We start from the raw sequence: 21,360 nt of genomic DNA on the forward strand, positions 1-21,360 counted from the left end.
GGGTTGGACCGGGGTCAGTCGCGGGAGAGCCGCTGCTCGAGGACGTAGGCCACGACGATGCACGCGACGAGGACCATCCCGGGCGGGAGGAACCGCGCGGCCCCCTCGAGCTGGAGCCACTCGTAGGGCGCGACGGTGAACTCGAAGAGCGACAGGTCGAGCAGGTAGCGCAGGATCGGGAGCACCCCGAACACGATGCCAATGACGCCGACGAGGTTGATGACGAAGCGCGAGCGTGCTCCGGTGTCGTGCGGGTCGGTCACGGTCGGTCCTCTCCGTCGATGAGGTGCTGCTGCCCGAACAGCTGGGCCGTGGCGCGCGCGGTCGGCGACCCGGCGTCGAGGTCGGCGCCCGCCGCGACGAGGACCCGGACGACCTCGTCCTCGCCCTTGAACATCGCCCCGGCCACGGGGGACTGGTCGCGGTCGTTGCGGCGGTCGACGTCGGCGCCGCGGTCCACGAGGCTCGTGACCGTGTCGAGGTGGCCGTGGTAGGCCGCGAGCATGACGAGCGTGTTGCCGGCGGGGTCCTGCTGGTCGAGCGGGAAGCCGTGGTCGAGGAACTCGACGAGGTCGGCCGTGCGCCCGTCGCGCGCCATGTCCATCGCGACCGCCACGATCTGCTCCAGCTGCTCCGGCGTGAGCGGCGACTCCGTCATGACACCAACCTACGGGTCGCCCAGTGCCGGGCGAGGCACCACCCGGCGACGGCGCCGAGGACGATGCCGGGCAGCAGGACCGCGGCGAAGAGCACCCGTCGGGACTCGGGCCAGACCCAGACCAGGAAGCCGAGGGCCACGAGGAGGGAGACCCCGCCGAGGACGACCACGCGCCGGCCGGCTGGGCGATGCCGTCGGGGCGAGCGAGCTCGCAGAAGCAGCGGGTCGCGAGGCACGTCGCGCCGTCAGCGGGCATGCCGCGACGGTAGCCCCAGGCGACCCGTGTTAGATACGTCCATGGCCACCACCTCCCTCGGAGACACCACCGTCCACACCGTCGGCGACCTGCCGGCCGTGGGCACCCCCGCTCCCGCGTACACGCTGACCGGCACGAACCTGCGCGACGACGTGACGCTGCCGTCGGGCCGGCGCGTCGTGCTCAACATCTTCCCGAGCGTCGACACCGGCGTCTGCGCGGCGAGCGTGCGCCGCTTCAACGAGATCGCCGCCGGGCTCGACAACGCGGCGGTCGTCTGCGTGTCGGCCGACCTACCGTTCGCGCTGAACCGCTTCTGCGGCGCCGAGGGCATCGAGAACGTCGTCGTGGCGTCGTCGTTCCGCTCCGGCTTCGGCTACGACTACGGCGTACGGATGGAGAACGGCGGCTTCGCCGGCCTCCTCGCCCGTGCGGTCGTCGTCATCGACGCGGACGGCACCGTCGCGCACACGGAGCTCGTCCCCGCCATCGGCCAGGAGCCCGACTACGACGCCGCCATCGCCGCCCTGGGCTGACGCGCGGGTGAAGCCGCGGACGCTGCGCACCAGCAGCGGCCAGCAGCCGGCGACGAGCATCCAGACGGCGATGCCGACCATGAGGTCGGGCGTCTCGACGGAGGCGCTGAGCGGGCCGGCGATGACGTTGCCGAGAGGCAGCGCGACGAACGAGATGAGCACGTCCCACGAGACGACGCGGGCCAGCCGGTCGTGGGGCACGCCCTGCTGGACGGCGGTCTGCCACCCGACGTCGAAGTAGAGCAGTCCGGCCTGGCCGACGAGGGCGAGCGCCATGATCGCGACGAGCCCGCCGGGCCAGGCGAACGCGAGCGGGAAGAGCGGGAAGAGGCCGAGGGCCGCGAAGGCCCAGAGGAGCATCCGGCGAGGCTGGAGCCGCATCGCGACGAGCCCTCCGACGAGCCCGCCCGCGCCGAGCGCCGCCGTGACGAGGCCGAGGGCGTGGGCGCCGCCGAGGTCGCGCACGGCCGTCACCTCGACGAGGACGATGAAGACCCCACTCGCGACGTGGAACATCGCCGCCGCGAGGAGGCTCGACCACAGCCAGTCCCGACTCCGGATCTCGGCGAGGCCCTCGCGGATCTCGGTCAGCATGCCGGTGCGCTCCGCGACGTGGTCGGCTCGAGCTCGGAGCCGCGCGACGCAGACCGCCGACCAGGCGAAGGTCAGCGCGTTGACCGTGAAACCGGCGACCGGGCCGAACCGGGCGACGACGAGGCCGGCGAGGACCGGGCCGCCCACCTGGGCGCTCGACTGGAGGAAGCTGATCGCGCCGTTGGCGGTCTGGAGTGCCGCGGCCGGGACGATGAGGGGCCTCAGCGAGACGAAGGCCGGGTGGAAGAAGGCGCCCGCACCCGCTGTGACCGCGGCCAGACCGGCGAGCACGGCGACCGGCGGGTCGCCGAGCGCGAAGGCGACGGCCATGGCGGCGACGGAGCCGGCTCGGGTGAGGTCGGCGCCGACCATGATCCGGTGCGGCGTGACGCGGTCGGCCCAGACGCCGCCGACGAGCGTGCACAGGAGGCGGGCCACCACGGCGCTCGCGAGGACGACACCGAGCTCGCCTGCTCCCCCGCCACCCAGGACGACGGCCACGGACAGGGCGATGGGGTTGAAGGCGTCACCGACCCACGAGAGCCCCTGGCCGGCCAGCAGGAGTCGGACGTCGCGGAGGTGGAGCAGGTCGCGCATGGGCATGGTGTGACATTAGTTAGACGTCTGATTATCTGTCAACGAATAGTCAGGGATCTGCGCTCCGCGTGCTGCACCTCTGCGAGACTGACGCCATGGCGAGAGCACGGCAGGACTCGGTCGACCGGCACGTCGCACGCTGGAGCGGCCTCCTCGAGGACATGGACCCCGAGGTCGAGGGCGCCGTCACGCGCATGCAGGCGATCACCAAGCGGCTCAAGGCAGCCGACCACGCGAGCTACGCCGGCACGGACGACACGATCGAGGACTACCACACGCTCCACGCGCTGATGATCCAGCCGTTCCCCGAGGAGGCGACACCCGCACAGCTCGCCGATGCGTGCGGCGTGACCCGCGCCGCGATGACGTCACGCGTCGACCGGCTCGTCCAGCGGGGCCACGCGACCCGCGAGATCGACCCCATCGACCGGCGCCGCATCCTCATCCGGCCGACGCCGTCGGGACGGGCCATGTGGGAGAAGGGGATCGAGGCCGGCATGGCTCGTGAGCAGGAGGCCTTCTCGGGCCTGACCGCCAAGGAGCTCGTCGCCCTCAACGGCCTGCTGCGCAAGGTCGTCCTCCACCTCGAGGGCGAGGACTGAGCCGTCAGGGAGTGTCGTCGTCGACCCAGTCGAGGGTGCGCTCGACGGCCTTCTTCCACGTGCGGAAGAGGCGCTCCCTCTCGGACTCGTCCATCGCGGGGGTCCACCGGCGGTCCTCGCCCCAGTTCTCACGGATCTCGTCGGTGCTCTGCCAGTAGCCGACGGCCAGCCCGGCGGCATACGCGGCGCCGAGCGCGGTGGTCTCGGCCACGACGGGTCGCACGACGTCGACCCCGAGCAGGTCGGCCTGGAACTGCATGAGCGTCTCGTTGACGACCATGCCGCCGTCGACCCGCAGCTCGGTGAGCGGCACTCCCGAGTCGGCGTTCATCGCCTCGAGCACCTCGCGCGTCTGGAAGGCCGTGGCCTCCAACGCTGCTCGGGCGATGTGGGCCTTGTTGACGAAGCGGGTCAGACCGACGAGCGCACCGCGGGCGTCGGGACGCCAGTGCGGCGCGAAGAGGCCCGAGAAGGCCGGGACGAAGTAGGCGCCGCCGTTGTCGTCGACGCTCGCCGCGAGCGTCTCGACCTCCTTGGCGTCCTTGATGAGGCCGAGGTTGTCGCGCAGCCACTGCACGAGCGACCCGGTGACGGCGATGGAGCCCTCGAGGGCGTAGACGGGCCGGCCGTCACCGAGCTGGTAGCAGACGGTCGTCAGCAGCCCGTTCTTCGACGCGACGATCTCCTCACCCGTGTTGAGGAGCATGAAGTTGCCCGTGCCGTAGGTGTTCTTGGCCGTGCCGACGTCGAGGCAGGCCTGGCCGAACGTCGCCGCCTGCTGGTCGCCGAGGATGCCGGCGACCGGCACGTCGATGAGGATGCCCGGCTTGCACGAGCCGTAGACCTCGGACGACGAGCGGATCTCGGGGAGCATCGCGAGCGGGACACCGATCGCCTCGGCGGCCGACGCGTCCCAGTCGAGGGTGCGCAGGTCCATCAGGAGGGTGCGCGAGGCGTTCGTGACGTCGGTGACGTGCACGCCACCGTCGTCCGCGCCTCCCGTGAGGTTCCAGAGCAGCCACGTGTCGATGGTGCCGAAGAGCAGCTCCCCCGCCTCGGCCCGTTCGCGGGCGCCGTCGACGTGGTCGAGGATCCAGCGCGCCTTGGGCCCGGCGAAGTACGTCGCGAGCGGCAGACCGGTGACGTCCTTGAAGCGCTCGATGCCGCCGTCGCGGGCCAGCTCGTCGCAGATCGCCTGGGTGCGGGTGTCCTGCCAGACGATGGCGTTGTGGATCGGCCGGCCGGTCGCACGCTCCCAGACGACGGTCGTCTCGCGCTGGTTCGTGATGCCGACCGCGGCGACGTGGGTGGCGTTGAGGTTGGCCTTGCCGAGCACCCCGCCGACGACGACGCGGGTGTTCTGCCAGATCTCCATCGGGTCGTGCTCGACCCACCCGGCGCGCGGGAAGATCTGCCGGTGCTCCATCTGGTCGACGGCCACGACGCGGCCCCTCCGGTCGAAGACCATGGCCCGGGTGCTCGTCGTCCCCTGGTCGATCGACACGACATGGCTGCGCTGCTCCGTCGGCATGACCAGACCGTACCGTCGCGCGCCTACATCTCGCCGCGTCCGAGCTCGCGGTGCCGCTCGCGCGCTTCTGCAACGCGGCTGACCGCGTCGCACCGTCCGCACACGATGATCGTCTCCTCGTCGCGGCTCTCACGGCGCCACCGGTGACCGGCGAACAGGCAGATGATCCACATGAGTCTCACCCGCCCAGTGTCGTCCACCAGAGCCGTCCGTGAGACGGGTTGGACAGCTCGAGGTGCTGCCGGGCCCGGTCGTTAGAGTGTCGTTCTCGGCACCGACGTGAAGGGGAACCGATGACGAGCCCAGTGCGGCTGGACACGGACTACCGGGCGCGGGCGTGGAAGCGCCTCGCCACGAAGCAGTTCGACGTGCTCGTCGTCGGTGGCGGCGTGACCGGCGGCGGCGTGGCCCTCGACGCGGCCACCCGCGGTCTCTCGACGGCACTCGTCGAGCAGCGCGACTTCGCCTCCGGCACGTCGTCGCGGTCGTCCAAGCTCTTCCACGGCGGCCTGCGCTACCTCGAGCAGATGAACTTCGACCTCGTCCGCGAGGCGCTCAAGGAGCGCGAGCTCATGCTGAGCCGCATCGCACCGCACCTCGTCAAGCCGGTCTCCTTCCTCTACCCGCTGACCAGCCGCGGCTGGGAGCGCCCCTACGTCACCGCGGGCCTGACCCTCTACGACTCGATGGGCGGCGCGCGCTCGGTGCCGCGCCACAAGCAGCTCACCCGCACCGGAGCGCTCAAGCTGGCCCCGGCCCTCAAGCGCGACGCCCTCACCGGTGGGCTGCTCTACTACGACGCCCAGGCCGACGACGCCCGCCACACGCTGACGACCGTCCGCACCGCGGCCGCCTACGGCGCCACCGTCGTCGCCTCGGCCCGCGTCGTCGAGCTGCTGCGTGCGGGCGAGCGGGTCGTCGGCGCCCTCGTCGAGGACGTCGAGACGGGCGAGCGCACCGAGGTCCGGGCCTCCGTGGTCATCAACTGCACCGGCGTCTGGACCGACGACATCCAGACCATGGCGGGTGGCCGCGGCCGCTTCCACGTCCGCGCGAGCAAGGGGGTGCACATCGTCGTCGCCCGCGACCGGATCAACTCCGAGACGGGCCTCATCCTGCGCACCGAGAAGTCGGTCCTCTTCGTCATCCCGTGGGGCACGCACTGGATCATCGGCACGACCGACACCGACTGGGAGCTCGACCTCGCCCACCCGGCAGCGACGCGCGCCGACATCGACTACATCCTCGAGCACATCAACACCGTGCTCAAGGTGCCGTTGACCCACGAGGACATCCAGGGCGTCTACGCCGGCCTGCGCCCCCTTCTCTCCGGTGAGAGCGAGGACACGAGCCAGCTCTCCCGCGAGCACGCCGTGGCCCGCCCGCAGCCCGGGCTCATCTCCATCGCCGGCGGCAAGTACACGACCTACCGCGTCATGGCGGCAGACGCCGTCGACGCCGCACGCGAGGACATCGGCGGCGACGTCTCCGACAGCGTCACCGAGTTCATCCCGCTGTCGGGCGCCGAGGGCTACGTCGCTCTCGTCAACCAGATCGACCGCCTCGCGCGCCACCAGGACCTCCCGGTCTGGCGCATCACGCACCTGCTCGAGCGCTACGGATCGCTCGTCCACGAGCTCTTCGCCCTCGCCGAGGACGACCGCTCGCTCTACGAGCCGCTCCCCGGGGCGGAGGAGTACCTCCGGGTCGAGGCGCTGTATGCCGCCACGCACGAGGGCGCGCTGCACCTCGACGACGTGCTGGCCCGGCGCACCCGCATCTCCATCGAGACCTCGAGCCGCGGCGCCGACAGCGCCCGCGCCGTGGCCGAGACCGTCGCGCCGGTGCTCGGATGGGATCCCGAGCGGGTCGAGGCCGAAGTGTCCGGTTACATCGCCAGGGTCGAGGCCGAGCTCGAGTCGCAGAAGGAGCTCGCCGACTCCGAGGCCAACGCCGAGCGCCTCAGCGCCCCGGACGTCCGCCGCATCCCGGTGAGCCGCGCGCCGGAGCAGTCCTGAGGGACCGAACGCTCGACAACCGCTCCGCAGGACGGCCTCGTTCCTAGACTGACAGGATGAGGACTCGACGCGGCCGGACCGCGGTAGGGGCTACCGTCGCGGCGGCCGTCGCGGCCGTCGTCCTGCTCGTCGCGGGCTGCGGCACGCCCAACCCGACCGCCCAGGCCCGGCTCGAGGGGCACGCGACCGGGCACACGGCGGGCGCCACCGACCACCCGGCGACGGCTGCCACGGGTCACGCGGCGAAGCCCGTCGCTCCCGCCAAGCCGGCCGCGCTGCGGGCCGGTGAGTCGATGCGGACGGTGACGTCGCCGGTCTCCTACACGCCGAAGGCGCCGACGACCGGCACGGACGACTATCGGTGCTTCGTCCTCGACCCCGGGGTGACCCGCGACGCGTTCGTCACCGGCTTCGACATCGCCCCGGGCCAGCCGCAGGAGGTGCACCACGTCATCCTCTTCCGCGTGCCACCGTCGGCGGCCGCTGCGGCCCGCGCCCGCGACGCCGAGTCCGGCGGCAGGGGCTGGACCTGCTTCGGCGGCACCGGGCTCGGGTCGCGCGGCGCGAGCCTCGACGACGCCCCGTGGGTCGGAGCCTGGGCACCGGGTGGTCGCGAGAACGTCCTACCGGCCGACGTCGGCATCCCCCTGCAGCGCGGCTCCCTGCTCGTCATGCAGGTGCACTACAACCTCCGGCACGGCGTGACGCCCGACCGCACCTCCGTGAAGCTGCGTCTCTCGTCCTCGTCGAAGCTCAAGCCACTCGAGACGATGCTCTACCCCGCGCCCGTCGAGCTGCCTTGTCGCGCAGGCAAGTCGGGACCGCTGTGCGATCGCAACGCGGCAGTCGCCGACGTGACCGAACGCTTCGGCGCCATGTCGTCGCGCATCGTCAACGGCCTGCTGCTCGTCTGCAACGGCACGCTCATCCCGACCCCCGGCGCCACCCAGTCCTGCACGCGCAGCGTCGAGCAGGCCGCGACGATCCGCGCCGTTGCCGGCCACATGCACCTGCTCGGCTCGTCCCTGCGCATCGACCTCAACCCCGGCACCGCCCACGCGAAGACGCTGCTCGACATCTTGGCCTGGGACTTCGACAACCAGGGCTCGGTCCCGATCCCGGCGACGGCGATCCGGCCCGGTGACTCGATCCGGGTCAGCTGCACCCACGACCAGGCCTGGCGCGACAAGCTGCCCGACCTCCAGGGGCTGCCCGAGCGCTACGTCGTCTGGGGCGAGGGCACGACCGACGAGATGTGCCTCGGTCTGCTCAGCGTCACGCGTCCCTGACCGCGTCCGGCCGTGCACAATGAGGCCGTGAAGACTGACGTCCTCGTCGTCGGCGGTGCCGGCGTCGACACCATCGTGCGCGTCGAGGCCCTGCCCGTTCCCTTCTCCGACTCCCACGTCGTCCCGCCCATCGACACCGTCGTCGGGCACACGGGCTGCGGCGTCGCGCTCGGCTGCCACCGCCTCGGCCTCGCCACGCGATTCGTCGACGTCATCGGCGACGACCACGAGGGCCGGATGCTCCTCGACCGGTTCGCGGCCGAGGGGCTCGCCTTCGATCATGTCGTCGACGCGAGCGGCACCCGTCGGGCCGTCAACCTCGTCGACGCCACGGGCCGCCGGATGTCCTTCTACGACCCGCGCCACCCCTACGACCTCGCCCCCGACCCGGCGCTCTGGCGCAGTCCGCTCGAGCAGTCACGGCACGTGCACGCCTCGATCATGCCGTGGGCCGTCGGCGCCCTCGAGGACGCCACGGCCGCCGGGGCCACGACGTCGACCGACCTGCACGACTGGGACGGGCGCAACCCCCACCACCGCCCGTTCGCGTATGCCGCCGACCTCGTCTTCGTGTCGGGCTCGCGTCTGGACGGGGTCGAGGACGACGTCGTCGCCGACGTGCTCGACCGCGGCCGCGCCCGGCTCGTCGTGGTCATGGACGGCGCCCGGGGCAGCCGGGTGACGGTGCGCGAGGGTGGCTCGTTCGCGGTGGCCGCCGTCGACATCGAGGGTCGCTTGGCGGTGGACTCGAACGGCGCCGGCGACGCCTACGTCTCGGCCTTCCTGCACGCGTGGCTCGCCGGCGGTGACGCTCGCGCGGCGGCCCGGGCCGGGACCGTGGCGGGGTCGTGGGCGTGCGGGACCGCGGGCACGCACTCGAGCCTCATCGGCCCGGACGAGCTCATCCGTCAGCTGGCGCGCCACTACGGCGGTGCCGGTCGGGACTGAGGCCCGACCGGAACGCCTCGGCGCTCACCCCGTCGGCGCGTCGTCCGACATGCCGCTGCCGATGTTGACCATCCAGCCGATGCCGAACCGGTCGGTCACCATGCCGAACTCGTCGCCCCACGCCTGCTTCTCGAGGGGCATCATGACGGAGCCACCGTCGGCGAGCTTGTCCCAGTAGCCGTGCAGCTCGTCGGTGTCGTCGCCGCTCAGGCTGACGGAGATGTTGGTGCCCGGCTGGTAGGGTATCTGCTCGGGGGTGTCGGACGCCATGATCGTGTAGCCGCTCGGCGTCTCGAGCTGGGCGTGCATGACGTTGTCGGCGCTGGGACCGTTGTCACCGAACTCGCCGAACGTCGAGACGACGAGCTCGCCGCCGAAGACGGACCGGTAGAACTCCATCGCCGCTCGGGCGTCGTCCTTGAAACTGATGTAGGGGTTGAGGCGGGATGCCATGGCCGTGCTCCTCTCTGGGTGAAGCGGATCCTTCACGGTAGGACCGCGGACCGACATCCGCGGTTGCTTTCAGTACGAGCGTCGCGACCGGGCCGCTCCCCGGTTCGAGCCAAGGGGTGCCTGGGGCCGGCCGTCGTCGGTCGGTCCCAGGCCGCCCTGGCAGCCGGGGCAGTAGAACATCGTGCGTTCACGGGTGGGCTCGCCGATCATCGCGACCCGTACGGTTGCACCGCAGCGCCGGCAGGGCCGGCCGCTGCGCGCGTGGACGTAGTGCGCCTCGTCGAGGCGCTGGCTGCCCGTGCTCGACTGCACCGCATGGCGCCGGCCGTTGTCGATGAGGCGGTGGGCGCGGGCCACGACCCGCTCGACCGTCTCGCGCCCGAGCTCGTCGGCGCGGCTCCACGGCGGCACCCGCTCGAGGAAGAGCGTCTCGGCGCACCACATGGTGCCGACGCCCGCGAGGTTGCGCTGGTCGAGCAGGGCCTGCCCGACGGGCACCCGCGCGCCCGCGACGTTGTCGACGGCACGGGCGAGGTCCCAGTCCGGGCCGAGCACGTCGGGCCCGAGGTGGCCGACGAGGTCGCCCTCGTGCGCCGTCGGCACGAGGTCGAGCATGCCGAGCCGCAGCCCGAGGGCGGTCCAGTCGGGCGCCGCGACGAGGGCCCGCAGCTGCGGGTTGCGCCGCCACCGGGCAGGAAGCCCCGGCGTCGCCTCGACGCGCCACTGGCCCTCCATCCGCAGGTGCGAGTGGAGGGTGAGACCGCCCTCGACGCGGTGCAGCACGTGCTTGCCCCGGCTGACGACCTCGAGGGTCGTGCGGCCGGTGAGGTCAGCCGTGGCGATCTCCCCCGGCCAGCGCAGGTCGGACTCGACGATCTCGCGGCCGGCGAGGGCCTGGTCGAGGCGGGTGGCGGTGCGCCACACGGTGTCTCCCTCGGGCACGCCACCTCCTGATCACCGGTCGTTCACCTGCGCGGTCGCGCGCCCGTCCAGCCTATTCACATCTCCCGACTACCTTCGCCGGGTGCGTGACCTCTCCGTCGTCGTGTCCGCCCACGGCTCCTGCGACCGGGTGGCCGCGTGCCTCGGTGCGCTGGCGGCCCAGACCCTCCCGGCCGACCGGTTCGAGGTCGTCGTCGTGCTCCACGGCCCGGGGTCGAGCGCCCGGGACACCGTTGAGCGCGTGTCGCGGGGACCGTTGGCGGGCCACGAGGTCGAGCTCGTCGACGCCGTCGCAGGCTCCCCGGGGGCCGCCCGCAACGTCGGCGTCGGGCTCGCGCGCGCCCCGTGGACGACGTTCGTCGACGGGACCGACGCCGTCGCGCCGACGCACCTCGAGACGTTGTATGCGGTCCGCCACCCCGAGCGCATCGTCGTCAGCACGACGCCGGCGGGCGACGACGCCCCGCGCCACGTCCCGCCGCACCTCGCGGCTGAGAGCCTGCGCGGGCGGCGCGGCAGGCTCTACCCGACCCGGTGGCTCGTCGACACCCCGTTCGTCGAGGGTCTGTGCGGCAGCGAGGACACGGTGCTCCACGGGCAGCTGCTCAGCCGGTTCGACCGTCAGTTCGCCGAGCTCGACCTGACGCCTGGTCCCGCCGAGAGGCCCGGGGACGGGCCCGACGCTGCCGACGCCGTAGACCCCGACGCAGCCGTCCGGGCGCACCTGTCGGTCCTCACGGCCCTGACGGCCGGGACGCAGGCCGACCCGGTTGACCGCACCGCGGTCACCAACGCCCTCGCGGCCGCCGAGGTCGCCGACCTGCGGCAGGTCGCCGAGACCCACCCCGGCGGCCACGCCCACGTCGAGGCCGCTCTCCGCGACGCCGGCATCCGCGGCATCACCTCCCTCGCTCCCGCCCACGTCGACGGGACCGCCGACGGCTTCGGCCTCTTCCACACTCCTCCGTCCGGCGCCCGGTCGCTCGTCGTCGTCGCGGGCAGCGCCGGGTCCGTCAACGAGCACGCGCGGATGCTCGGCTTCCTCGCCCGCAGCGGGCACGGCATCCGCGTCCTGCACTACCGCGGGCGGCTCGAGCACAGTCTGAGCAAGCTCCCCGAGACGCATCGGGTCGAGGTGCTTCCCGCCTCCCTCGGCTGGATCGAGGCCCGGGTCACCGCCGGTGCGCCCCGCCGCCGCCGGATCGCGCTGCGGGCCTCGCAGGAGGGCCTGCGCCTCGGTCGGCGCGCGCTCCCCGAGCTCGTGCCCGCCCGGCTGGCCGCACCCGCCTTCGGCCGGGTCGACACCCGCGCCGCCACGCTGCTCGCCGAGCCGGGGACGCGGCTCGTCCTCGACCGCGCCGGCTCGACCCTGCTGCGCGCGTGGCGCGACGACAGCCCCACCGTAGGCGCGCCCGAGCTCGCCGACCTCGTGCTGCGCACGGCCGCCAGCCAGCTGCGCGGGTCGCTCGCCGACGCGCACGCCGTCCGCGCGGCCTCGCGGCTGCTGCGCGGCGAGGCCGCACGCACCCGCGGCGAGCTCGACCCGGAGCTGTGGACGATGGTGGCCTACCGGCTGCTCCGCGCCGGCCGGCTCGAGGCCGCCACCGCTCTGCTCGACGACCGGGAGGCCCTCTTCGGCGCGCTCGCCCACCCCGCTCTCCAGGCACTTCACGCCGTCCTCACCGGCGTCGACCCGTCGACCGTCGACGTCGTCGACGCCGCCCGTGTGACGCTGCGTCACACCGACGACGCGCTGGCCGACGGCGACCTCGACCGCGCCGCCTTCCTCACGACGGTCGCTCTCGACCTGCTCTTCACACGGCGCCTGCACACGGCCGAGACGCGCTCGGCCATCGTGTCCGAGCCCGACGCCTTCCTCGCTCCCCTGAGGGAGACCGAGGTCGGCCGCCTGCTCGGCCGGCGCACGGCCAGCCCGACGCCGCGGGTGTCGCGGCTGTCGCGGCAGCAGCCGAGGGAGACCGACCGCCCTTGCGTCACCGTGCTGCCCGGCGCCTACCCGAAGTTCGCGGCGGCCGTCGTCGCCGGCCTCGACGACCGCGCCGACGTCGAGGTGCTCGACCTCTCGGCCCGGCAGAAGCGTTTCGCCAACACCGGGGTCGACCCGGTGACGGTGCGCGAGCGGCTGCTCGCCGCGACCGGCCACCCCCCGACGCTCGACCTCGCCACCGCGGAGGCGCTCTCGGCCGACGTCGTCTTCGTCGACTGGGCCGACAAGGGCCTGACCTGGCTGACGCAGGTCGTGCCGGAGGGGACGCGCGTCGTCGTACGCCTGCACGGCGTCGACACCTTGAGCGCCTGGCTGCACACCGCCGAGTGGGACAAGGTCGACGACGTGATCTTCCCGAGCGACCACCTACGGCGTGCGGCGGCGGCGGCGCTGGGAGGACGTCTGGACGGCATACGCCAGCACGTCGTCGCCAACCCCGTCGACGTCGAGCGCTACGTCCTGCCCAAGACCGAGTCCGCTCGCACGACGCTCGGGATGGTCGGCTGGGCGCAGCAGGTCAAGGACCCGCTGTGGACCCTCGACGTCCTCGCCGCGTTGCGCCGGCACGACCCCCGCTGGCGGCTGCGGCTCATCGGCGCCGACTTCGCCGTCGACGACCCCAACCCCGTCGAGCGGGAGGCCGCTCGCGCCTTCCACGCCCGGATGGGCGACCCGCTCGTCGCCGACGGCGTCGACTTCGTCGGCTACACGGCGCGGCTGCCCGAGCACCTCCGTGAGGTCGGCTGGGCCGTGAGCTCGAGCCGCCGCGAGGGCTTCCACATCGGCCTCGTCGAGATGGCCGCGAGCGGCGCCGTCCCCGTCGTGCGCGACTGGCCGGTGTATGCCGGCATCGGCGGTGCCACGAGCCTCTTCCCTGCCGACTGGGTGTCGACCACCCCGGCCGAGGCCGCTGAGCGGATCCTCAGGGTCAGCGGCTCCGGGACGTGGGACGACGCGAGCGGGCGCACCGTCGACACGGTGCGCGAGCGCTTCAGCGGGACGGACTCGGCAGAGCGGCTGCGCCGGATCGTGCTGGGAGAGCGCTGATCCGGCGGAGCACCTGCACCGCCGCGCTGACGTGCTCGATCGGCGAGCGGTGGTCCAGGGGCTGCTCGTCGAGGGCGCTGCCCTCCTCGACGACGCCCCACACCTGGGTGCCGCTGCCCCGGTAGTCGCTCCACTTCGACGGCAGGAAGGGGTTCGGCGCCCCCGGTGGGCTCACCGCGTCGTTGACGAGCAGACAGTCCATCCGGCGCGACAGCGCGAGGAACTCGAGGTAGCCGACGAAGGGCCCGACGCGGACGCAGTCGGTGAGCCCGCGTGCGACGACGACGTCGTGCAGCTCCTCGGGCTTCGACGTGTAGACGTGGAGCATGACGCGCTCGCGGGACTCGCGAGGGAGCAGGGCCAGGGCGTCGAGCACCCCGGAGACGCCGCGGTTGGCGTAGAAGTTGCCGAAGTAGCCGATGTGCCGCCGGCCCGGGTCCAGCTGGTGCGTCGACGGTTTCGCGTCGTAGAGCGCCACCGGCGGCGTGGGGTGCGGTGACACGACGGCGACCTGCTCGACGCGGGCCGCGAGCTCGCGGTCGTGGCAGCTCTCGAGCATGAAGTCGCGCTGGCGCGTGTTGGTGAACATCACCGAGTCCGCGAGGGCGAACGCCGCGACCTCGCACCACTCGAAGGCGTTGAGGCCGGCGGGTGGCCGGAACCCGACCGCCTCGACCGCCGACCGCAGTCGCGCGAGGGTGCGGTCGTCGTGGGCCGGTGCCACACGGACCTGCCCGAGGACGTCGTGCGACAGCGGGTCGGAGAACTCGGCGTCCCAGTGCAGCCCGGGCCGCGCCGACTTGAGCGCGACCGCGAGGAAGTGGGATGCCGCGAACTGTGCTCTGCTGTAGACGGACTCGTACTCACCCTGCAGCGACTCCCAGCGGAGGAAGGTCTCGAGACCGAGCTGCTGGTAGTCGACGATGGAGCCCCATGAGCTGAAGGCCGTGCGTGAAGGCACGGCGGCGAAGCGCCGGACGAGGCCGCCGCAGAGCTGCACGAGGTCAGGGTCCTGGTGGCGGATCGAGTCCATCGCGTTGCAGATGACGTCGACGGGCTCGCCGCGGTCGTGGACGCGCTTGGCCGCGACGACCGCAGCGGTGTCGCTGTAGGGCGGGAAGCAGTACGACGCGACGAGGCGACGGGCGAGTGCGTTCATGGTGGGTCCTCAGACGGTGACGTGGACGGTGGGGTCGCCGTGGAAGGCGAGCACCCCACGGCGGGAGAGCAGCTCGACGTCCGAGATCGGCCACGTGTGACCGTCCGGCGTCGACGCGCGCACCGACACGAAGTTGAAGCGGTCCGTCGAGTAGACGCGGCCGCCCTCGGCGCGCACCTTGTCGAGGAACGTCGTGTCGACCCGCCGCGGGAGGTCCTCGAACCGCAGCCGCGCGGCGAGGTCGCGCTCGAGGAGCAGGGTGCCGCCCTGGACGAGGTCGACGTAGCGGTGCTCGGCGTCGGGGAAGCGCAGCAGGGTCGCGCCCGTCGCGGTGAGGTGCGCGTAGTGCGCCCACTTCCCGACGACGGCCGCGTCGGTGTAGTCGAAGGCGCGGACGAGGTCGCGGAGGTAGTGCGCGGCGTAGACGTTGTCGTCGTCCATCTTGGCGACGTAGCGCCCGGACGCGGCGTCGACGCCGGCGTTCATGCACGCGCCGAGGGTGTCGGTGGAGGGACGCGCGACGACGACGACGCGGGTCGGGTCGAGGCCGGCGGCCTCGGCGCGACGACGCAGCTCCTCGCCACCCATCTCGAACCCGTGCGTGACGAGGACGAGCTCGGTCTCAGCATGGGCCTGGGCCGCGACGAAGCCCAGCACGTGGTCCACCTGGCCGGGACGCATCGTCGGGACGACCGCCGAGACGCCGAGGTCGCGGGTCGGCGTCTCGAGACCGACGGCGGCCAGCACGGTGTCGATGCGGTGACCGTAGGTGTGGGCGTCGAGCACCCGGCGGTGGGCGCGCAGCCCGAGCCGGTCGCGGTAGTCCTCGTGCTGGAGGAGGGCCCGCAGCTCGCGCGTCGTCTCCTCGGCGCTGCGGGTGACGCGGACCGTGTCGCCGAAGAAGGGCTCGACCGAGGCGGCCGGACCGGACAGCACCGGCGTCTGCGCGGCGGACAGCTCGAAGAGCCGCCGGGCGCACATCGTCGGCGACTCGGTGACGGAGTTGACGTTGAGGAAGACCTTGTAGGCCGTGTAGGCACCGAGCATGCGACGGTACGGCAGGCTCCCGACGAGCGCTCCGGCATACGTCCTCGGGAACTGGTAGCGCGGGTCGCGACCGGCGAGCCGGGAGAAGACCTCGAGCCCGAGCGGCAGGGCGGGCTCGAGGACGTAGGCCATCTGTGCCCGGCGCTCGTCGTGCTTGTCGGTGAAGTAGCTCCCGGCGAAGGCGACCTCGCGGGTGCGGCCGGCGCCGTGCCGCACCGGCGTGTGGATGCGTGGTTGGGCACCGAAGGGCAGCAGGCCGATCCGGGTGTGGCCGAGGTCGCGCTCGTAGTCCGGGATGCGGCCCGCGTCGACGGTGAAGACGTGGTCGAAGAGGCGGGCCGTCTCGACGAAGAGGTCGTAGTTGGGCGGGTCCTCCTTGTTCCAGAAGACCGTCGGGACGCCCGTCGAGCGGCAGTGCTCGACGAGCGCGCGCAGCTCCGGTGACGGTCCGGCCTCGCTCGTCATGGCGAGGCGCCACGTGCCCCCGTTGCCCGCCCACGCCGACTCGACGAAGAGGACGTCGACCGGCCGGGCCGCGAGCTGGTCGCGCCAGTCCTGCGGCGTGACGCAGACCTGGGTCCACTCGTAGCCGAGCGCGAGCTGCGAGAAGTCGTCGAGGACCACCGCCGCGACGACCTCCGGACGCGCCACGGGACCGCTGGGCATCTCCGGGCGCGGCACGTCGACACGCAGCCGGGCCGACCTCACGCGGGGCAGGCGGCGCTCGACCTCCTTGCGCACCTTGCGCGGAAAAGCTTGTCGCGCTTGAGGATCCCGCGCCGCCCGCACTGCTGCACTGCGGGCCCGGTCGAGGTCGGACAGCACTCGCTGCCGCGTGTTCACCACAAACTTCTCTCTCTGTTCGACTGACGTTCCGCCTGGGCCGGTCCGCCGTTGGGGGTGGGACTGCAACGTTCGGTGCGTGACCTCCAGACTCGGCGCCAGTGTGGCATCCGCGCTCGGCGCCCCCGGTCCACGCGATGCAACGGGGAGTCGAACAGTTGGTGACGTCCCGACCACGACGGCACTGCTCGTCGCCAACCTCCCCGTCGCCGCGTGCGTGGCCCGCTCCCACCTCGCCCGCAACCCGTGGCAGGCGGTGTGGGTCGGCGCCCGGGTGCTCCCCGCCGGCGCGCAGCGGGAGCTGAGCCGGCGCAGCCGCGGACCGCTGTCGGTCATCGCCGCCGCGGCCTCCGGACAACGCGAGCTCGCTCGCCGCCGTCTCGCGGACGAGCTGCGTGGCGCGGGTCCCCGGCGGGCACAGCACCTCCTCGCGGCCGCGGCGGCGACGGGCCAGCTGGCCGGGATCGACGGCGCCACAGGCGGTTTCACGCAGGCCACGACGGGCTCCTCCGCCGCCTACCTCGCCCACGCCGCCGGCGACGTCACCGGTGCGCAGCGCGCCCTCGACGGCCTGCGCAACCCTGCCGCCCGAGCGCACCGACGCTGGCTGGCCGGCGAGCGCTCCGTCCTGACGGGCGCGGCCCTCGACGGACTACCCACGACGACCGACGGCCCGCACCGCGCTCCGGCCACGGCGACCCGCACCTCCGTCGTCCACGTCGTCACGAACTCGCTGCCCGAGGTGCAGGCCGGCTACACGGTGCGCACGCAGGGCCTCGTCGCCGCCCAGCGCGCCGCCGGGATCGACGCGCACGTGTGCACCCCGCCGGGCTTCCCCGTCGCCCAGGGACACCTCGGCGCGGCGCCGTTCACGACGCTCGCAGGCGTGCCCTACCACCGTGACCTCGCGGCCGGGCGCCGTCTCGACCTCCCGGATCGGCACCTGGAGGCGTATGCCGTCACGGTCGCCGCGCTCGCCCGCGCCGTCGGTGCCGACGTCGTCCACGCGCACTCGAAGCACGTCAACGCGCAAGCCGCCCTGCTCGCCGGCCGACGCCTCGGGGTGCCCGTCGTCTACGAGGCCCGGGGGTTCCTCGAGGACACGTGGCGTACCCGCGGCGGCGACGCCGACAGCGACTTCTACCGGTGGACCCGCTGGACGGAGACGCGCTGCCTCTCGCTCGCCGACGCCGTCGTCACGCTGTCGCAGAGCATGCGCGAGGACGTCGTCGCGCGCGGCGTGGACCCGACGAGGGTCCACGTCGTCGGCAACTGCGTCCCCGATGCCCTGCTCGCCGACGTCGTCGACGGCGGACCCGTGCGTGAGGCCCTCGACATCCGCCCCACCGACGTCGTCATCGGCACGGTGTCGACGCTCAACGCGTACGAGGGCATCGACGTGCTCCTCGACGCGGGTGGCCTGCTCGACGACGCCCGGCTCGTCGTGCTCGTCGTCGGGGACGGTCCGGCCCACGAACGCCTCACCCGTCGCGCTGCCGAGCTGCGCCGGTCGGGCACGCGGACGCGCTTCGTCCTCACCGGACGGGTGCCGCACAGCCGCACCCACGAGCACCACGCGGCCATCGACGTCTTCTGCGTCCCCCGCCGGGCCACCCCGGTCACGACCCTCGTGCCGCCCCTCAAGCCCGTCGAGGCGATGGCGCTCGGACGTCCCGTCGTCGTCACCGACCTCCCGCCGCTGCGCGAGCTCGTCGGCCCCGACCGCGGACTCGTCGTCGAGGGCGCGGACCCGCAGCTGCTCGCGCAGGCGCTGGGCGAGCTCGTCGCCGACCCCGACCGGCGGCACCGGCTCGGGGCGAGCGGACGCGACCACGTCGCGAAGGAGCGGACGTGGTCGGTGACCGCGGCGGCATACGGACAGGTCTACGAGCAGGTGCAGGCGGTGGCGGCATGACGATCGGGAGCGGCAGCGTGGTGGAGAGCGTCGAGGCGCCGGAGGCACGGACCGAGCCGGTCCGGCTCACCGCCGAGGAGGCGGCCGCGCTGGCGCGCAGTGCCGGCCTGGAGGAGCTCGGCGTCCGACCCGGTCTCGTCGGCTACGCCCGCGAGGTCTGGAGCTACCGCCACCTCGTCTGGCACCTGTCGTCGGCGCAGGCCTGGGCGACGAACCAGAACAACTACCTCGGCCAGCTCTGGGCGGTGCTCAACCCGCTGCTCCTCGTCGGGTCGTACTACCTGATCTTCGGCCTGCTGCTCAAGACGCGCGGCGGGACGTCGAACTACATCGCGTTCCTCACCATCGGCATCTTCGTCTTCGGCTATTCCGCGAGCGCCATCATCGCCGGCTCGCGGGCCGTCGTCGGGCAGATCGGGCTCGTGCGCGCATTGCGCTTCCCCCGGGCCGTGCTGCCCATCTCGGTGACGCTGACGCAGTTCCTCGTCAACGTCCCGGCGTTCGCCGTGCTCATGGTCATGATCCCGCTGACGGGAGAGCCGTTCTCGCCGCATTGGCTGCTGTTCCCCGTCGCGCTCGTCTTCCAGAGCCTCATCAACCTCGGCCTCGCGTTCTACCTCGCCCGCGTCGTCAACACGGCCCGCGACTCGGCCAACCTCGTGCCCGTCGGCGTGCGGCTCGCCCGCTACGTCTCGGGCGTCTTCTTCTCGATCCCGCACTACGCCGGCTACGGGCTCGTCAGCGCCCTGCTGCTCTACCAGCCGCTCGCCGTCAGCATGACGACCGCGCGCGAGGCCCTGATGGACCAGTACCCGCTGACGTGGGGCAGCTGGGTCGCTGCCGCGGCCTGGGGCGTCGCGCTCAGCGTGACGGGGATCGTCTTCTTCTGGCGCGGGGAGGGTCGCTATGGGAGCAACTGACGTGGCTGACACGACGAAACCGAGCGTCGTCTGCTCGGGGCTCGACATCGTCTACACGGTCTTCGGCGCCAAGCAGAAGGGCACCGACACGGGCGGCGAGCTGCCTTTCGTCGAGCGGCTGCTGACGAAGCGAAACCCGGTCAGCTCGGTCCGCAAGGTGCACGCCGTCAAGGACGTCTCGTTCGTCGTCAACCACGGCGAGGCCGTCGGCATCATCGGTCGCAACGGGTCGGGCAAGAGCACGCTGCTGCGCGCCATCGCCGGGCTCATGCCCCCGACGAACGGACGCGTCTGGGCCTCCGGGCGACCGTCGCTCCTCGGCGTCAACGCCGTGCTGCTCACGGGCCTGACCGGCGCGAAGAACGTCATGATCGGCGGTCTCGCACTCGGCCTGACACCGCGCCAGGTCCGCGAGCGCTACGACGACATCGTCGACTTCAGCGGCATCGGGGACTTCGTCAACCTGCCGATGAGCGCCTACTCGTCGGGCATGGGGGCGCGGCTGCGCTTCGCCATCTCGACGGCGGCCGCCCCCGACATCCTCATGATCGACGAGGCCCTCGCGACCGGGGACGCGGAGTTCCAGGCGCGCAGCCGCGACCGCATCGCCGAGATCCGCCGCGACGCGAGCACCGTCTTCCTCGTCAGCCACAGCAACGCCGCGATCCGCGAGTCCTGCGACCGCGTGCTGTGGATGGAGCAGGGACGGCTCGTCATGGACGGCCCCACGGACGAGGTCGTCCGGGCCTACGAGCAGTCCCACCGGAAGGCCCCGGCGTGAGCCCTCACCCCGCACCGCGACGCGACGGGGTCCTGCGCGCGCTCGTCGTCACGGTCGTGCACCACCCCGAGGACGCCCGCATCCGGCACCGCGAGATCGGCGCCCTCCTCGACGCCGGGGTGCAGGTCACGTATGCCGCCCCCTTCGTCGCGCACGGACTCGACCTCCCCGACGTGGCCGGCCTGCGCCCGGTCGACCTCCCGCACGCCACCGGGCGCTCGCGCGGCGAGGCCTTCCGGGCCGCCCGGCGGCTGCTGGCCCACGAGGCTCGCGACCACGACGTCGTGCTCGTCCACGACCCCGAGATCGTCGCTGCCGCAGCGGGTCTGCGTCTGGACAACCTCGTCTGGGACGTCCACGAGGACACCGCCGCCGCCATCGAGGCGAAGTCCTGGGTGCCGGCACGTGCCCGCTCCCCTCTCGCCAGCGCGGCCCGCGCCATCGAGCGGCACGCGGAGCGTCGGCACGAGTTGATCCTCGCCGAGTACGCCTACGCCGACCGCTTCGAGCGGGAGCACGTCGTCGTGCCCAACACGGTGCGCGTCCCGGCCACGGCGACGGCGCCCGGCGCCTCGCGCGCCGTCTACCTCGGCTCGCTGACGATGGCCCGCGGCGCGGCGACCCTGCTCCAGACCGGGCGGCTGCTCACGGTCGCGACCCGGGGCGAGGTCAAGGTCGAGATCATCGGCGGCGCCCGCGACACCCGCACGGCCGACACCCTCGACTGGGGCGTCAAGTGCGGCCACGTCGTGCACCACGGCTTCGTGCCGAGCGCGCGGGCCCTCCCGATGCTCGACGGCGCGCTCGCCGGACTGTCGCTGCTCGAGGACCGCCCGAACTACCGCCACTCGATGCCGACCAAGGTCATCGAGTACATGGCCCACGGCCTGCCGGTCATCACGACGCCGCTGCCGCTCGCGGCCGACCTCGTCGAGCGATCCGGCTGCGGCGTCGTCGTGCCCTTCGACGACGCCGAGGCCACGGCCGCCGCCCTCATCGAGCTGGCGCGCGACCCCGAGCGGCGCGCGGCCCTGGGACGGGCCGGACACGCGTACGCCCGGGAGCACCACGACTGGAACGTCATCGGCCGCGACTTCGTGCGCCACGTCACCGACCTCGCCCAGCGCCACCGCGGCGCGGGCGAGCCCCGTGACATCGCCGAGCGACCCAGCACCTACGCCCACCCCGCCACCCACCAGCAGCACTGACAGCACAG

General features: G+C 72.9%; 19 protein-coding genes and 1 pseudogene. 10 read left to right on the forward strand and 10 right to left on the reverse strand.

Translation table 11 applies throughout. The features are described 5' to 3' along the window. Positions 1-14: 14 nt before the first annotated feature. The 3 genes from AB4Z14_RS19845 to AB4Z14_RS19855 are packed head-to-tail and all read right to left on the reverse strand — an operon-like array spanning position 15 to position 828. Positions 15-263 (reverse strand): hypothetical protein, encoded by a 249-nt coding sequence (locus AB4Z14_RS19845; protein ID WP_442276718.1) that lies wholly within the window; start codon positions 261-263, stop codon positions 15-17. Continuing rightward, on the reverse strand, positions 260-658 hold the full coding sequence (locus AB4Z14_RS19850) for an ankyrin repeat domain-containing protein (protein WP_442276719.1): 399 nt from the start codon (positions 656-658) through the stop codon (positions 260-262). Before AB4Z14_RS19850 ends, AB4Z14_RS19845 begins: the two co-directional genes overlap by 4 nt. Beyond that, the gene (locus tag AB4Z14_RS19855) at positions 655-828 is read right to left on the reverse strand and encodes a hypothetical protein (RefSeq protein ID WP_442276720.1); all 174 of its coding nucleotides are present in this window, start codon (positions 826-828) and stop codon (positions 655-657) included. The genes AB4Z14_RS19850 and AB4Z14_RS19855 overlap by 4 nt, the downstream gene beginning before the upstream one ends. A gap of 127 nt (positions 829-955) precedes the next feature. Here AB4Z14_RS19855 and tpx point away from each other — a divergent pair, with 127 nt between their 5' ends. Further along, positions 956-1,450 (forward strand): thiol peroxidase, encoded by a 495-nt coding sequence (gene tpx / locus AB4Z14_RS19860; protein ID WP_442276721.1) that lies wholly within the window; start codon positions 956-958, stop codon positions 1,448-1,450. 51 nt (positions 1,451-1,501) lie between these two features. Here tpx and AB4Z14_RS19865 read toward each other — a convergent pair. Then, a pseudogene (locus AB4Z14_RS19865) lies at positions 1,502-2,647 on the reverse strand (MFS transporter); the annotation flags it as partial. 89 nt (positions 2,648-2,736) lie between these two features. Here AB4Z14_RS19865 and AB4Z14_RS19870 point away from each other — a divergent pair. Then, positions 2,737-3,243 carry a MarR family winged helix-turn-helix transcriptional regulator gene (locus AB4Z14_RS19870; RefSeq protein ID WP_442276722.1) on the forward strand — a complete coding sequence of 169 codons (507 nt, stop codon included), beginning with the start codon at positions 2,737-2,739 and terminating at the stop codon, positions 3,241-3,243. Between the two features lie 4 nt (positions 3,244-3,247). Here AB4Z14_RS19870 and glpK read toward each other — a convergent pair whose 3' ends face one another. Together glpK and AB4Z14_RS19880 are read right to left on the reverse strand one after the other, a co-directional pair. Beyond that, positions 3,248-4,774 carry a glycerol kinase GlpK gene (gene glpK / locus AB4Z14_RS19875; protein ID WP_056827467.1) on the reverse strand — a complete coding sequence of 509 codons (1,527 nt, stop codon included), beginning with the start codon at positions 4,772-4,774 and terminating at the stop codon, positions 3,248-3,250. 23 nt (positions 4,775-4,797) lie between these two features. Beyond that, on the reverse strand, positions 4,798-4,956 hold the full coding sequence (locus tag AB4Z14_RS19880; protein WP_442276723.1) for a hypothetical protein: 159 nt from the start codon (positions 4,954-4,956) through the stop codon (positions 4,798-4,800). Between the two features lie 111 nt (positions 4,957-5,067). On the opposite strand from AB4Z14_RS19880, the gene AB4Z14_RS19885 reads away from it, so the two are divergent. Genes AB4Z14_RS19885 through AB4Z14_RS19895 form a run of 3 tightly spaced genes read left to right on the forward strand, consistent with a single transcriptional unit; the run spans position 5,068 to position 9,029 of the window. Next, the gene (locus AB4Z14_RS19885; RefSeq protein WP_442276724.1) at positions 5,068-6,792 is read left to right on the forward strand and encodes a glycerol-3-phosphate dehydrogenase/oxidase; all 1,725 of its coding nucleotides are present in this window, start codon (positions 5,068-5,070) and stop codon (positions 6,790-6,792) included. A 56-nt stretch (positions 6,793-6,848) separates the two neighbouring features. Then, positions 6,849-8,081 carry a hypothetical protein gene (locus AB4Z14_RS19890; protein ID WP_442276725.1) on the forward strand — a complete coding sequence of 411 codons (1,233 nt, stop codon included), beginning with the start codon at positions 6,849-6,851 and terminating at the stop codon, positions 8,079-8,081. 27 nt (positions 8,082-8,108) lie between these two features. Beyond that, positions 8,109-9,029, forward strand: a complete 921-nt coding sequence (locus AB4Z14_RS19895) for a carbohydrate kinase family protein (protein WP_442276726.1) — start codon at positions 8,109-8,111, stop codon at positions 9,027-9,029. 24 nt (positions 9,030-9,053) lie between these two features. Here the strand turns inward: AB4Z14_RS19895 and AB4Z14_RS19900 are convergent, their stop codons facing one another. Together AB4Z14_RS19900 and AB4Z14_RS19905 are read right to left on the reverse strand one after the other, a co-directional pair. Beyond that, a complete protein-coding gene (locus tag AB4Z14_RS19900) occupies positions 9,054-9,482 on the reverse strand; it encodes a VOC family protein (protein WP_442276727.1) in 429 nt (142 codons plus the stop codon). A 69-nt stretch (positions 9,483-9,551) separates the two neighbouring features. Next, on the reverse strand, positions 9,552-10,424 hold the full coding sequence (locus AB4Z14_RS19905; protein WP_442276728.1) for a DNA-formamidopyrimidine glycosylase family protein: 873 nt from the start codon (positions 10,422-10,424) through the stop codon (positions 9,552-9,554). A gap of 82 nt (positions 10,425-10,506) precedes the next feature. Between AB4Z14_RS19905 and AB4Z14_RS19910 the strand changes: the two genes are divergently transcribed. Beyond that, entirely contained in the window at positions 10,507-13,479 is a 2,973-nt protein-coding gene (locus AB4Z14_RS19910) for a glycosyltransferase (RefSeq protein WP_442276729.1), read from the forward strand. Here the strand turns inward: AB4Z14_RS19910 and AB4Z14_RS19915 are convergent. Together AB4Z14_RS19915 and AB4Z14_RS19920 are read right to left on the reverse strand one after the other, a co-directional pair. Then, complete coding sequence (locus AB4Z14_RS19915; RefSeq protein WP_442276730.1) at positions 13,424-14,638, reverse strand: hypothetical protein; 1,215 nt, start codon at positions 14,636-14,638, stop codon at positions 13,424-13,426. The genes AB4Z14_RS19910 and AB4Z14_RS19915 overlap by 56 nt on opposite strands. Before the next feature lie 9 nt (positions 14,639-14,647). Beyond that, positions 14,648-16,528, reverse strand: a complete 1,881-nt coding sequence (locus tag AB4Z14_RS19920; protein WP_442276731.1) for a glycosyltransferase family protein — start codon at positions 16,526-16,528, stop codon at positions 14,648-14,650. Positions 16,529-16,607: 79 nt separating this feature from the next. Here AB4Z14_RS19920 and AB4Z14_RS19925 point away from each other — a divergent pair, with 79 nt between their 5' ends. The 4 genes from AB4Z14_RS19925 to AB4Z14_RS19940 are packed head-to-tail and all read left to right on the forward strand — an operon-like array spanning position 16,608 to position 21,352. Further along, a complete protein-coding gene (locus AB4Z14_RS19925; protein ID WP_442276732.1) occupies positions 16,608-18,443 on the forward strand; it encodes a glycosyltransferase family 4 protein in 1,836 nt (611 codons plus the stop codon). Next, a complete protein-coding gene (locus tag AB4Z14_RS19930) occupies positions 18,440-19,363 on the forward strand; it encodes an ABC transporter permease (protein ID WP_442276733.1) in 924 nt (307 codons plus the stop codon). Before AB4Z14_RS19925 ends, AB4Z14_RS19930 begins: the two co-directional genes overlap by 4 nt. Position 19,364: 1 nt before the next feature. Continuing rightward, the gene (locus tag AB4Z14_RS19935; protein WP_442276734.1) at positions 19,365-20,144 is read left to right on the forward strand and encodes an ABC transporter ATP-binding protein; all 780 of its coding nucleotides are present in this window, start codon (positions 19,365-19,367) and stop codon (positions 20,142-20,144) included. Continuing rightward, the gene (locus AB4Z14_RS19940; protein WP_442276735.1) at positions 20,141-21,352 is read left to right on the forward strand and encodes a glycosyltransferase; all 1,212 of its coding nucleotides are present in this window, start codon (positions 20,141-20,143) and stop codon (positions 21,350-21,352) included. Before AB4Z14_RS19935 ends, AB4Z14_RS19940 begins: the two co-directional genes overlap by 4 nt. Positions 21,353-21,360: the final 8 nt, after the last annotated feature.

It is taken from the genome of Terrabacter sp. 2TAF16 (assembly GCF_052115065.1).
Taxonomy (GTDB): domain Bacteria; phylum Actinomycetota; class Actinomycetes; order Actinomycetales; family Dermatophilaceae; genus Terrabacter.

Coding starts and splice junctions, on each gene's coding strand:
- AB4Z14_RS19850 (WP_442276719.1), bottom strand. CDS start 658: ATGACGGAGTCGCCGCTCACGCCGGAGCAGCTGGAGCAGATCGTGGCG.
- tpx (WP_442276721.1), top strand. CDS start 956: ATGGCCACCACCTCCCTCGGAGACACCACCGTCCACACCGTCGGCGAC.
- AB4Z14_RS19870 (WP_442276722.1), top strand. CDS start 2,737: ATGGCGAGAGCACGGCAGGACTCGGTCGACCGGCACGTCGCACGCTGG.
- glpK (WP_056827467.1), bottom strand. CDS start 4,774: ATGCCGACGGAGCAGCGCAGCCATGTCGTGTCGATCGACCAGGGGACG.
- AB4Z14_RS19885 (WP_442276724.1), top strand. CDS start 5,068: ATGACGAGCCCAGTGCGGCTGGACACGGACTACCGGGCGCGGGCGTGG.
- AB4Z14_RS19890 (WP_442276725.1), top strand. CDS start 6,849: ATGAGGACTCGACGCGGCCGGACCGCGGTAGGGGCTACCGTCGCGGCG.
- AB4Z14_RS19900 (WP_442276727.1), bottom strand. CDS start 9,482: ATGGCATCCCGCCTCAACCCCTACATCAGTTTCAAGGACGACGCCCGA.
- AB4Z14_RS19915 (WP_442276730.1), bottom strand. CDS start 14,638: ATGAACGCACTCGCCCGTCGCCTCGTCGCGTCGTACTGCTTCCCGCCC.
- AB4Z14_RS19930 (WP_442276733.1), top strand. CDS start 18,440: ATGACGATCGGGAGCGGCAGCGTGGTGGAGAGCGTCGAGGCGCCGGAG.